The sequence below is a fragment of the Methylocaldum sp. RMAD-M genome (assembly GCF_017832375.1).
In the GTDB taxonomy this organism is placed as follows: domain Bacteria; phylum Pseudomonadota; class Gammaproteobacteria; order Methylococcales; family Methylococcaceae; genus Methylocaldum.
In genome coordinates this window covers 1-12300 of the sequence record NZ_JAFIBZ010000008.1, presented here as the reverse complement: position 1 = coordinate 12300, position 12300 = coordinate 1, and the positions used below count along the sequence as shown (strand labels likewise).

Sequence of the window (12300 nt, the reverse complement as noted above, 5' to 3'; positions counted from 1 at the left end):
GCGTTTTTATCTCGCTCGTACGGCAAAACAGGCTTGGCGGACGTCGTTGGCGCCTTCGGCTCGGGTGAATTGATTCAAGCATTCGTAGGTCGGCAATCCTTTGCCGACGAAGACGCTCGGCTGGGACGTGGTGTCGGGAAGGGGGGCTTCGGCGCTCCAATCGCAAACGGTCATCCCAGGAGCGCTGGGATGACCCTTCCAATCGCAAACGGCCTGGCCGGGAGCGCCGGCCACGCCCTTCCCGAAGACGCCGTTTGCGATTGGAATGACGGACAAGATAAAGGCGGTTTGGGATTGCGCTTCGTCTTATCCCCCGCCGACAAAGGCTTATCAAATTTATGGTCATGAATATTCGAAATCCCCATCCCAAGACGATAGCCGCCCTCAAGCGAGGACTCTTCCTGATCTTATCGATCCCCCTGTTCAAGCTGATCGCCGACGGCGTGCTCGATCAGTTGGGGGCGAATCCGATCGAGAAAATCACCCGGACCACGGGGTACTGGACCTTGACCCTGCTGCTGGTCACCTTGGCGGTGACGCCGCTCCGGCGGTTTTTCGGGTGGTCCTGGCCGGGGCGTTTCCGGCGGATGCTGGGGCTGTTCGCTTTTTTCTACGGATGCCTTCATTTCCTCACCTACCTGGTTCTGGACCAGTTCTTCGATTGGGCCGGCATCGTCAAGGACATCGCCAAGCGGCCGTACATCACCGTGGGATTCACCGCCTTGCTTCTGCTCGTTCCCCTCGCCGTCACCTCGACCGACGGGATGATCCGCCGTCTCGGCGGGAAGCGCTGGCGAGTGCTGCACCGATTGGTTTATCTGATCGCCATTCTCGGAGTCGTTCATTTCTGGTGGCTGGTCAAGAAAGATATCTCGAGGCCCGCGATCGATGCCGCGATCTTGGCCTTGTTGCTCGGTTTTCGGATGATGGACGCGGTCCGGAAACAAGTTTCCGGGGCTCGATCGGAGGAGAAGCGGAAGTCATCGAATATCGACGGACCGAGTTCGAGTCGGCATCCGCCGGGCCTATCGGTCTTGGACGGAAAAGCCCATTCCGAGACTACGCCGTAGACCTGCCTCTCGTCCGTTCGGATAGCCGAATCCCTTCGTTTTCGGCTTCTTCATCCGAATTTTGGATTTTTCTTCGCTTGACAGCGTCTTAGCTGAAACGCACCCTTTCGGCAGAAAGGTGTCACACCGATCAAATTTCCCATTCTTCTCCGGAAACACTACCGTGTCGCTCGAAATTTCCATGTTCGCCATCGGCAAGATTCAGCGCGTCGTTTCTCGAAAGCCGCGAGCCGCGCGATGATACGGTTCGAGAAGCAGCGCACCCCGGTGGCCGATGCCGCCATCGTGCTCGGCGTCGCGTTCGGCTTCGTGACCGATATCATGACTCCGCTCGGCATCGCTGCATGGGCCGTCTACTTTCTCCCGCTCGCTTTCAGCCTCTATGTTTGGCGTCCGCGGATGCCGATCGTCATAGCCGTCGTCGCAACGGTCTTGATCGTCGCCGGCCGATTTCTCTCCCCGCCTTCCATAGATCCCTTGCCGACCATACCGTGGTTGAACAGAACCCTCGGCACGCTGGCGATCTGGGTGGTGGCGGTGATCGCCCGACAGAGTATTTTTATAAAACTCAGGCTCAGGGAGGATGATTGGATTCGTTCCGGTCAGCGGGACTTGGGCATCCGCATGCAGGGAGAGCAGACACTGCCGGTCCTCTGCGACAATATTCTGCGCTTTCTCTGCGAGTACCTCGATGTGCCGGTCGGCGTTCTCTACGCGGCCGAGCGGGACGGCGGCGAGTTTCGTCGCATGGCGACGTACGCCGTCGGAGCGGATTCGGCCTGTCCCGAACGCATCGCGCCGGGTGAAGGGCTGGCCGGCCAGGCGGTCAAGGACCAGCGGGTCTTGCGCTTCGATAAACTGCCCGACGGGTATCTCCGGGTTTCGTCGGCGCTCGGGGGAGCCGGTCCCAGGCACCTCGTGGTGATGCCGGCGATCATCGACGGCAAGGTCAAGGCGGTGGTCGAGCTCGGTTTCATCCAGCCGGTGGGCATCTCGGACATGGATATCCTCGGCACGATGGCCGAGTCGGTGGCCAGCGCGATTCGCTCAACCCTGTACCGCACCCGGCTCGAGGACCTCCTCCGGAAAACGCAGCGGCAGGCCGACGAACTGCAGAGGCAAAAGGAGGAGCTGAAGGTGGCCAACGAGGAGCTCGAGAGCCAGAGCAAGGCGCTGTCCGAGTCGGAGGCGCGCCTGGAAGCGCAGAACGAGGAGTTGACCGAGATCAACGTCCGGCTCGAGGAACAGCGCGACGAGCTGTCGCGAGCTCAGGGGGAGCTGATGAAGCGCTCGGAGGATCTCGCCCGAGCCAACCAATACAAGTCGGAATTCCTGGCGAACATGAGCCATGAGCTGCGCACCCCGCTCAACAGCGCGCTCATTCTGGCCAAGCTCCTCGCCGACAACAGGGACGGCAATCTGACCCCGGAGCAGGTCAAGTACGCATCGATCATCTACACGTCGGGCAACGACCTGCTCGACCTGATCAACGATATTCTCGATCTCTCCAGGATCGAGGCGGGCCGCATGGAGATACGGCCTGAGCCGGTTCAACTCGAGACCTTGGTAGAGACGCTCCAGCGAAGCTTTCAACCGGTAGCTTCGCAGAAGAAGCTCGCATTCGAAGCTCGCATAGAGCCCGGGACGGCAAGGGTGATCACTAGCGATCCGCTCCGTCTCCAGCAGATTCTGAGAAACCTGCTCTCGAACGCCTGCAAGTTCACCGAGGCGGGCGAGGTCGGCCTGCGCGTGGAGCAAGTCGGACCGGACCGGATCGGCTTTGCCGTCCGCGACACCGGTATCGGCATTCCGCCCGAGCACCAGGACGCCATATTCGAGGCATTCCGCCAAGCCGACGGGAGTACCCAGCGACGGCACGGGGGCACCGGGTTGGGTTTGACGATTTCAAGGGAACTCGCACACCGATTGGGCGGCGAAATCTCGGTGGAGAGCGTTCCCGGTAAAGGAAGCACCTTTACGCTCGTTCTGCCTACCGAGTTCGCACAGCAAACCGGCGAGGAGCGGCCTCCCGAAGCGGAGGTGATTTTCCTGAATAAGGCCCGTCCGGCGGCCGAGCGTTCCGCCCCGAGCGTGGAAAGAGTCTCCGCGGACCCGACCGGAGAGCCGGCGCAGGACGACCGCGAGCGTCTCGCGCCGGGCGATCGGAGCATTCTGATCATCGAGGACGACCGGGCGTTTGCCGGCATCTTGCGCGATCTCGCGCACGAAATGCGTTTCCAGTGCCTGATCGCGGCGAGTGCCGGCGAGGGCCTCGCGCTCGCGGAGCAATTCCTGCCCAGCGCGATCATTCTCGATATCCACCTTCCGGACCATTCGGGGCTCAGCGTGCTCGAGAGCCTCAAGGGCCATGCCGCGACCCGCCATATCCCGGTGCACGTCATCTCGATTTCCGACTATACCCAGCAAGCCCTCGAAATGGGCGCGGTCGGGTACGCGCTCAAGCCGGTCATGCGCGAGCAGCTCGTGAGCGCTTTCCGCAAGCTGGAGCGGAAGCTGGAACAGAACGTCCGCCGCGTTTTGGTGGTCGAGGACGTCGTGGTCCAGCGCGAGAGCATAGAGCGGCTTCTCCGCACCGAGGGGGTCGAGGTCGTTTCGGTCGGGACCGGCAGCGAGGCGCTGAGCCAGCTGAAGGACTCGACCTTCGACTGCGTGGTCCTCGACCTCAGCCTGCCGGACATCTCGGGTTACGAACTGCTCGACAAAATGGCTTCCGGCGAGGCCTTCTCGTTCCCTCCCGTCATCGTTTACACCGGACGGACGCTGACGCGGGAGGAGGAGAGCCGGCTGCGCCGCTATGCCAGCACCATCATCGTCAAGGGCGCGCGATCGCCCGAGCGCTTGCTGGACGAGGTGACGCTCTTTCTCCACCAGGTGGAGGCCCAGCTTCCCCGAGAGCATCAGGAGATTCTGCGCGAGCTGCGCAACCGCGAGGAAGCGCTCGAAGGCCGCAACATCCTGGTGGTCGAGGACGACGTGCGCAATATCTTCGCGATTTCCAGCGTGCTCGAGCCGAAAGGCGCCAAGGTGCGCATCGCCCGCAACGGCAGGGAAGCGCTCGAGGTCCTCGAGCGTTCCGCGCAGGAGCCCGATGCCGCGGTCGATCTGGTTCTCATGGACATCATGATGCCCGAGATGGACGGCCTCACCGCAACGCGGGAGATCCGCAAGCGCCCGGAATGGAAGAATCTCCCGATCATCGCGCTCACCGCAAAGGCGATGCCCGACGACCGAGCGATATGCCTTCAAGCGGGCGCCAACGATTACATCGCGAAGCCCATCGATATCGATAAGCTGATTTCGCTCATCAAGGTCTGGATCCCCAAGTAGAGGATGCTTTGCACGACGACACTTTCGACACGGAGCTCAAGTTAATCCTCGAGGCGATTTACCTCAGGTTTCACTATGACTTTCGCCATTATTCGCCGGCATCGCTGAAGCGCCGGCTTTCCCAGGCGATGCAGCGGTTCGGCTGTCGATCGCTGTCGGGGCTCCAGGAGCGAATCCTGCATGAGCCCGGCGTCTTTCCGGAGCTTTTGTCGTTTCTCACCATCATAGTGAGCGAGATGTTTCGCGATCCCGCGTTTTATCTGGCGCTGCGCGAAAAAGTGGTCCCTTTTCTGCAAACTTATCCGTCCCTGAAGATTTGGGTCGCGGGTTGCAGCACCGGCGAAGAGGTTTATTCCCTCGCCATCTTGCTGAAAGAGGAGGAACTGCTCGACCGAAGCCTGATTTATGCGACGGACATCAATCCGGAAGCGCTGCGGAAGGCCAAGGCGGGCATCTACGATCTGGATCGGATTGCGGGGTTCAGCGAAGCCTACCAGGCTGCGGGCGGACGTACGTCGCTCTCCGATTATTACACCGCGGCCTACGGTTCGGCCGTGTTCGACAAAGCTCTGCGCAAGAACATCTTGTTTTCCGACCACAGCCTCGCGACCGACAATGTTTTCGCCGAGGTTCAGCTCGTCACCTGCCGCAACGTCCTCATCTACTTCGACCGCGCGTTGCAGGACCGGGCGATAGGGCTGTTTCGGGATTCGTTGTCCCGGAAGGGATTTTTGGCCCTGGGGGCCAAGGAGACGCTGCGGTTCTCGGATCACGCTGCGGAATTCAGCGAGTTCGCGGGCGCCGAAAGAATCTATCAGAAGGAATGAAACACAATATGGAATCATGGACGATGCCGGCCACAGCGGAGGCGATCGTGGTGGGCGGTTCCGCCGGGGCGCTGGAAGCGCTCTCGACTCTGCTCGCCGATTTGCCCGACGACTTCACCGTACCCATCGTTATCGTTCTGCATTTGCCGCGGCACAAGCCCAGCGTGCTGCCCGAAGTTGTCGCGGCCAAGGCCGGCCGCCCGGTACGGGAACCACTGGACAAGGAACCGGTCTCAGGTTCGATGATCTATGTTGCTCCGGCCGACTACCACCTGCTGATCGATCGGGAGGTGGTTTTTGCCTTCTCGGTAGACGAGCCGGTAAATTTCAGTTTACCCTCCATCGATGTTCTGTTCGAATCCGCGGCCGATGTCTTCGGCGCGCGGCTGATCGGAGTCCTGCTCTCCGGCGCCAATGCCGACGGTGCGAGCGGTCTCAAGGCCATCGAGGACGCAGGCGGGCTCGCCATCGTCCAGGCTCCGGAAGACGCCTCGATTCCGGTCATGCCGAACGCCGCCATTGCCCTGTGCAAGCATGCCCGCGTGCTGCCGGCCGCGGGCATTCGCGCATATCTGCTCCGGTCGGCGGGGTGCGGTGAAGCAACCGAGCGTAAGGAGAATCATGACCGCTAAACCGAAAATCCTGTTGGTCGATGATCGCGAGGAGAATCTCGTGGCGCTGGCGGGCCTTTTAAGCGGGCATGAGGCCGATCTGCTATGCGCGCGTTCCGGCGAGGAGGCATTGGATCTTCTGCTCGTGCACGAGGTGGCGCTGGCGCTCGTCGACGTGCAGATGCCGGGAATGGACGGGTTCGAGCTGGCCGAATTGATGCGAGGAACCGAGCGCACCCGCGAGGTCCCCATCATTTTCGTCACCGCCGGCATTCACGACCATGCCCGCGTATTCAAGGGTTACGACTCGGGGGCCGTGGACTTCCTGTTCAAGCCGCTGGACCCGCACATCCTGTCGAGCAAAGTCGCCGTCTTCATGCAGCTCTACCGGCAGAAGCAGGAACTGGCGAAACGCGTGCGCGAGCTGGAAGTTGCGCTCGCCGAACGGCAGCGGATCGAGAATGCGCTGAAGGCAGCCGACAGGCGCAAGAACGAATTCCTGGCCATGCTCGGCCATGAACTTCGGAATCCGCTGGCGCCGATCAAGAATGCCGCGCAAATCATGAAAAAAATGAACGTAACGGATCCGAAGCTTCAAACGGTTCAGCAGGTTATCGACCGTCAGACCGGGCATTTGGCTCGCCTGGTAGAGGATCTCCTCGATATCTCTCGGATCGAGCAGGGCAAGATCACCATCCGGAAGGAACCGATCGAGCTCGCAGCGGTAGTCGATCAGGCCTTGGAAAGCACCCGGCCCTTGATTCAGTCGCGTCAGCACGAATTGATCGTTTCGGTCCCGAATGTTCCCATTCGGCTCATGGGGGACGGAGCGCGTCTGGCGCAACTGATCTCCAATCTGCTGAACAACGCCGCCAAATACACGCCCACGGGAGGGACCATTTGGCTGACTGTGACTCGGGAGCGCGAAGAAGCTCTAATCCGGGTAAAGGATAACGGGGAAGGCATGGCGGAATCGCTGTTATCCCATGTTTTCGATATCTTCACTCAGTCCGAGAGAACCCTCGATCGCGCTCAGGGCGGGCTGGGGCTAGGTCTGGCCATCGTCAAGAACCTGGTGGAGTTGCACCAGGGGCGAATCGAGGCCTACAGCGAAGGACCGGGGAAGGGGAGCGAGTTCTCGGTGTGGCTGCCGGTGCTGGCTTGAGACTCTGTGGAACGGTTCACGACGACGACCGTCCAGGCCATCGCGGCGAAGGTTTCGACGAAATCCGGGGGAAGCCCGAAGATCAATTCTGTCTAATCTCGAAACCTTTTGTTGTTTCGGGTTAGCCAGGAGGAACGCGTCATGGCCGATACACCAATCGATCCCGCCTCGGAAAATCAATCCGTCGCCTTGATAACCGGCACGTCCTCGGGCATCGGGCGGGCGGCCGCCCTGGCTCTTAAGGCGGCCGGATTCATGACCGTCGCGACCGCGCGCCGGGTCGCCGATATAGAGGAGTTGAAAGCGAAGGGCTGCGACACGGTTCAGCTCGACGTGACCGACGAAGCTTCGATGCAAAATGCCGTAAAAACCGTCGAGAGCGCTCACGGACGCCTCGATGTACTGGTGAACAATGCGGGATACGGACAGTACGGGCCTGTCGAAGAGGTGCCCATGGATGCCGTGCGGCGGCAATTCGAGGTCAATGTTTTCGGCCTCGTCCGTATGTGCCAGCTGGTACTGCCGGGGATGCGCCGCGCGGGCAGGGGCCGCATCATCAATGTCAGCTCCGTCGCCGGCGAAATCACCCAGCCGGGTGCCGGTTTCTACCATGCGACAAAACACGCGGTGGAGGCGATCAACGAAACCCTGCGCATGGAGGCGAGCACCTTCGGCATCGATGTGGTGGACGTCCAGCCCGGACCCGTCGCGACCCGGTTCGCCGAAGTGGCGATCAGCACCATTCCCGACACGGGAGCGGACAGTCCCTACCGAGTGTTCAAACAGAACCTTGCCGAGACCACGCGGGAAATGCTCAAGTTCGGCAGGACGGGGGTGCTGACGGCCCGGGAGGTTGCCGAGGTCATCGTCGAGGCGGCGACAAGCCCGAAGCCGGACACCCGCTATCACGTCGGCGCGCCTTCCAAGCTGATGTCCGTGCTGCACGGCTTGATGCCGGACCGGATCTGGGATGCGGCGGTTTCGCGGATGGTGCCGATGGAACCGAAGTAGCGCGATGCCCGCTCGTGTTTTAGCTCCTCACCCCTTTGAGGGCGGAGTTCGGTAGCGCCGGTCAGTCGCATTCCGGCACCGGCTGGCCGTCGACCCGTGTTCGAAGCGCTCGAAGAAGGAGAGGGGAGCCCGGAAGAACCGCCGCCGGCCGGAAACTGCTACATCCCGGAGTAGCCCATACTGTCGTCCAAGGAACATCGCGCACCGAGATCATCGCCGCAGCCCTCGAATCGAGCCTGACCCACAAGCCGGCCGAGGCACCGCTCACGCGGGAGGAAGGAAACGCCCGCATCCTGACCGAATGGAACGGGCGGAATGTGAAAGAGCTGATGGCCCGGTACGGCCTGAGCCGGTCGGCGGTATATGCCATCGTGGGAAAGTAAAGCGCGGCATTGACGCCATTTCGGTTCCGAGGCTACTCTCGCGCAGCCGCCGCAAGTCCGGCAGGAATATTTCTCAGGTCAGACATCTCTTGAGTTGAAGGACCACTATAACCGCCGACACCCACACCCAATCGGTTACCAAGACCGATCTGGAAACCGCCCTGGCCCCCATTCGCACTGATTTGGCCGTGCTCAAGTGGATGATGGGCGTACTGCTGGCCGGGGTCCTCTCGCTGGTCCTCAAAGCCTTCTTTTAACTCGCCCCTGCGGATCGCCCAGTTTCGATTCCCCCAATCGGGAGCGCTACGCTTTCCGTAAGTGACCGTATCCGCCACGCTAAATATCAAAAAGCCAAAGCCTGACCCGTTTTTCCTTCCAGGCGGGGAGAAGTGCCTGGCAGGCGGGCGTGCGGCGCCGTTGACACCTAATACCGCTCACGCCCATCATGGGAACTCAACAGTGGACAGGGGAGGTTGTTATGGTGCACAAAGTATCTAGGACAAGCACGACTCGGTGTCTCGCAGTCGAAATCAATCTATCGCGACACAATTTGCCGATGTTGAGTCGATCCATAGCGATGTCGCTACTCAGCGCGATAATGACGGTCGGCGCGCGGGTTGCCTGGGCTGAGCCGATCACCTCCCCGGCCTTTCCGGGTAAGTGCGTTGAGGGATCGATTCAGGGAGGATTGTTATCGTTGATGGATTGCAACAGCTCTGCTGCGCAGGATTTTCGGTTCGACCCCGGCACGTCGCGTCTTGTGATGCACCGCTCGGCTCCGCAGTTGTGTTTCGATTTGAATGGCCCTGTTCGAACCGGCATGGGCGTCTCTGTAAGCGTCTGCAATGACAACGCAGCACAGAAATGGGCTTTCCCGTTTGATAGCCGCTTACGGCCTGTCGGAGTGGACCCCAATAAATGCCTGACCCACGCTACGCGCGTTGGCAAGCCGCCGACGGGCTGGGGTTTAGACGTTGCAGTCGTTGACCCCGGCTGCGAATTTCCAGAAGTGGGAGGCGGCGGATTTTGTTTACCTACTTTCGAATTCTTCTTTGAGATGATGCTCTCGAAGTGTGAGGGTCTAAATGTGCAGCAGTGGAGTCTGCGGCAAGAAGGTATGCCCTTCCCATCCGAAGGCATAGTCACGCGCAAGGTCCACGTCACCGTCAACAATATGAAGATCGATGACTGTCGCGAAGGCGGCGCCTGTGATTGGAAGCTTCACTGTGGCATTGGCAATGAGGCGGATACAGAGTTAGTGGGAATGGTGGAGAAGGATACAGGTGGGACTATCGACGTAAACCGCACACTTATCCACGAGAGCGGACTGCCCGTGACTGTCACTTGCCAGGTCCGCGAGTTCGATCGCGGCATTTTTGATCCCGATGTTTGGGAAGTTGTAGGTACCGTGACCAGGACTTTTGGCGCGGCGGGGCCAGGAACAATGCAAATGGATAATTCTGAAGGCAAGGTCACAATAAACTTCACTATCGAACCGCTGGGCGTTATCCAACAACCATTATCTGCAGAGCAGCTGCAGGCAGTACCCATAAAAATCGACGCTATGCATGCATTGCGCTTGGCTGGGGTCGATTTCAGCGTCCCGGAAGCGGATCTAAGGGATTGGCTTAGCAACCCCAGCTTTACACCTTATCCCGCAATTACCGGAGCGCTGATTAAGATGCTTGGAGGCAAGCAGCTCCGGCGACCGGTGTTTATAGACGTGATTGTCTTTAACTATGAGCATGCGCCGGGCGCTTCCTCGCCACGTAGAATGGCAGACGTTGACTTAGACCTGCTGGCGAAGGCGATAGTTAAAGGTCACAATACGCGCTATGGTGAGGCTGTCAGGGATCTTCAGAACCTGCTTCAATAAGGCGTAACAGAGGGCTAATGACGGGACAATTAGCCCTCGTACAGCGGGTAGCCGTGTTGCCCTGTAAGTTTAATCTCGCTCCCCCATGGTAACGTCCGGCTCTATCGGTCCAGCCCAATCCGCCGGATAGTGGCAACTAATCTGATCCTGAAATTGCGTTGATTGCAGTCTTCTAAAGCTATGGATGCGGTGCAGGCCTTGAGGCTCAGCAGGTAGCAAACAGGTCGGACATGCCGTGCAGCTTGCCCGCTCCTCGGCGGGGAGTGCCGTAGGCTGGGTTGAGGAACGAAACCCAGCTCTTTGACACGTGGATTCGCTGGGTTTTCGCTATCGCTACAACTCAGCCTACGGTCCTCATTATGACGTCCAACTTTCGACATGAGCGCCAGTTTGCCAGAAGCCATCCGCTCGACGGGAGGGTTAGCCGTCATTCGATGCATCCGAAGAACCTTGCTGGGTTGTGATCCAGAAGATATGGGTGCGCCAGAACCACAGAAGCCACATCGACTTCAACGGCTGACCAGGGACAGCTCCGCGACGATACTGAAAGATCTGTGGCCACGAATGCGCGCCGGGATTCAGCATATGGTTGTACTGGGCGACCGCCTCCACATGACGACGTTCTCGGACGAAGAGGCACATGACGTCCCAGTCGGCTGGGGCGGCTGAGCCTGTTTCGAGGAAGTGCAGTCCTCGCACAATCTTGGTGGCTACAGCTTCGAGGCGTGGTTCTTGAATGCTGAACGCCATCCGACGACCCAAATGAATGCCCGCAGGCGTTGTGAGTTGTACAGCTTGAAGGGCGCTACCGATATGTCTACGAAGGCCCAAGTTCTTTGCGTACATGCGCTGGAGCTTCTGGTTCCAAAGTTTCTTTCCCGGTTCCGTTACGCCCGCGTCCGAGAACATAAGTGCTGCCAAGAAGTACTCTTCGTCGCGGCCCGCTGCGTTGTTGCAGGCAAAGCAAGCGGGCACTGTTTTCAGGTTGCTGGGCCGCGGCCGTGGGAAGAAGGCCTTGGGTGGGACGTGATCGGCTGTGACGCTCACGGCGACACCACAGTAAACGGTAAGCGTCCGCCGAGGACCGTCTCGACGGATTGAAAGGCTCAGGCGACACTGGTGCGAGCGGATGCACGGGGTGTCCGCACACTCTTGAGGTGGACGCACTGATGACTCACGATGCTGACTTCACAATGGGCGTGGTGGCGATGGATACCTTGGGCCGGCGGCGGTTTGCGCCTGAGTTCAAGCGCGAACTGGTGGAGCGGACCCTACAGCCGGGCGCCTCGGTCGCGGGGATTGCGCTGGCGCATCGGATCAACGCCAATCAACTGTTCAAATGGCGCCGACACTACCTTAAGGACCGGAACGCCCCGGCCGGTCCGCCGGGGCCGACCTTATTACCGGTGGCGATGACGCCCGCATTGGCCGCGCCAGCGCGTGAAGCCACGGTATCCGCTCCACCGGGCACCATCACCATCGAACTCGGGGGTACGCGGGTTCAGGTGAAAGGTCCCGTCGATGCGGCGACCTTGCGCACCGTCCTCGCGAGTCTCAAGGGCCCATGATCGCGCCTCCGTCCGGCACCCGCATCTGGATTGCCGCCGGGGTGACCGATCTGCGCCGCGGCTTCGATGGCTTGGCCGCCCTGGTCCAGACCCAGCTCCAAGCCGAGCCCTTCTCCGGACACATTTTTGCCTTTCGCGGGCGACGCGGCGACCGGATCAAACTACTCTGGTGGGACGGCGATGGACTCTGCCTGTTCGCCAAGCGGCTGGAGCGGGGCCGCTTCGTCTGGCCGCAGGCGACGGGCGGCACGGTATCCCTCACCCCCGCCCAGTTGTCGATGCTGCTGGAAGGCATCGACTGGCGCCGCCCGATCCGCACGGCTCCCGTTCACGCTGCCTGACCGAAGGCGGGTATAATCGGGGCATGACCAACCCCGACGTGCTTCCCGATGAGATTCCCGCCCTCAAGACGCTGATTGAAGCCCAGCGCGTCGAAATCGC

12 protein-coding genes are annotated in these 12300 nt (G+C 60.4%); 10 read left to right on the top strand and 2 right to left on the bottom strand.

Annotated features, from left to right (window positions below):
- Positions 1–6 precede the first annotated feature (6 nt).
- Positions 7–276, bottom strand: a complete 270-nt coding sequence (locus JOD69_RS10000; protein ID WP_077728616.1) for a hypothetical protein — start codon at positions 274–276, stop codon at positions 7–9.
- A 68-nt stretch (positions 277–344) separates the two neighbouring features.
- On the opposite strand from JOD69_RS10000, the gene JOD69_RS09995 reads away from it, so the two are divergent.
- The 8 genes from JOD69_RS09995 to JOD69_RS09960 all read left to right on the top strand — a co-directional run bounded on the left by JOD69_RS09995 (position 345) and on the right by JOD69_RS09960 (position 10291).
- Complete coding sequence (locus tag JOD69_RS09995; RefSeq protein ID WP_077728742.1) at positions 345–1070, top strand: protein-methionine-sulfoxide reductase heme-binding subunit MsrQ; 726 nt, start codon at positions 345–347, stop codon at positions 1068–1070.
- A gap of 237 nt (positions 1071–1307) precedes the next feature.
- On the top strand, positions 1308–4418 hold the full coding sequence (locus JOD69_RS09990) for a response regulator (protein ID WP_086134873.1): 3111 nt from the start codon (positions 1308–1310) through the stop codon (positions 4416–4418).
- 8 nt (positions 4419–4426) lie between these two features.
- The gene (locus JOD69_RS09985; protein ID WP_205780659.1) at positions 4427–5245 is read left to right on the top strand and encodes a protein-glutamate O-methyltransferase CheR; all 819 of its coding nucleotides are present in this window, start codon (positions 4427–4429) and stop codon (positions 5243–5245) included.
- 8 nt (positions 5246–5253) lie between these two features.
- Positions 5254–5877: a chemotaxis protein CheB gene (locus JOD69_RS09980; protein WP_205781117.1), complete on the top strand. Its 624-nt coding sequence runs from the start codon at positions 5254–5256 to the stop codon at positions 5875–5877.
- A complete protein-coding gene (locus JOD69_RS09975; RefSeq protein ID WP_086134872.1) occupies positions 5867–7021 on the top strand; it encodes a hybrid sensor histidine kinase/response regulator in 1155 nt (384 codons plus the stop codon). Before JOD69_RS09980 ends, JOD69_RS09975 begins: the two co-directional genes overlap by 11 nt.
- A 141-nt stretch (positions 7022–7162) precedes the next feature.
- Positions 7163–8032, top strand: a complete 870-nt coding sequence (locus tag JOD69_RS09970; RefSeq protein WP_086134871.1) for an oxidoreductase — start codon at positions 7163–7165, stop codon at positions 8030–8032.
- A 35-nt stretch (positions 8033–8067) separates the two neighbouring features.
- The gene (locus JOD69_RS09965; RefSeq protein WP_077728621.1) at positions 8068–8415 is read left to right on the top strand and encodes a Mor transcription activator family protein; all 348 of its coding nucleotides are present in this window, start codon (positions 8068–8070) and stop codon (positions 8413–8415) included.
- 478 nt (positions 8416–8893) lie between these two features.
- On the top strand, positions 8894–10291 hold the full coding sequence (locus JOD69_RS09960) for an RICIN domain-containing protein (RefSeq protein WP_210023917.1): 1398 nt from the start codon (positions 8894–8896) through the stop codon (positions 10289–10291).
- Positions 10292–10711: 420 nt separating this feature from the next.
- Here JOD69_RS09960 and JOD69_RS09955 read toward each other — a convergent pair whose 3' ends face one another.
- On the bottom strand, positions 10712–11338 hold the full coding sequence (locus JOD69_RS09955; RefSeq protein WP_139841124.1) for a hypothetical protein: 627 nt from the start codon (positions 11336–11338) through the stop codon (positions 10712–10714).
- Between the two features lie 122 nt (positions 11339–11460).
- On the opposite strand from JOD69_RS09955, the gene JOD69_RS09950 reads away from it, so the two are divergent.
- Positions 11461–11859, top strand: coding sequence for a transposase (locus JOD69_RS09950; RefSeq protein WP_210023916.1), 399 nt, complete (start codon positions 11461–11463; stop codon positions 11857–11859).
- Complete coding sequence (tnpB, locus tag JOD69_RS09945) at positions 11856–12200, top strand: IS66 family insertion sequence element accessory protein TnpB (RefSeq protein WP_210023915.1); 345 nt, start codon at positions 11856–11858, stop codon at positions 12198–12200. Before JOD69_RS09950 ends, tnpB begins: the two co-directional genes overlap by 4 nt.
- Positions 12201–12300 lie beyond the last annotated feature (100 nt).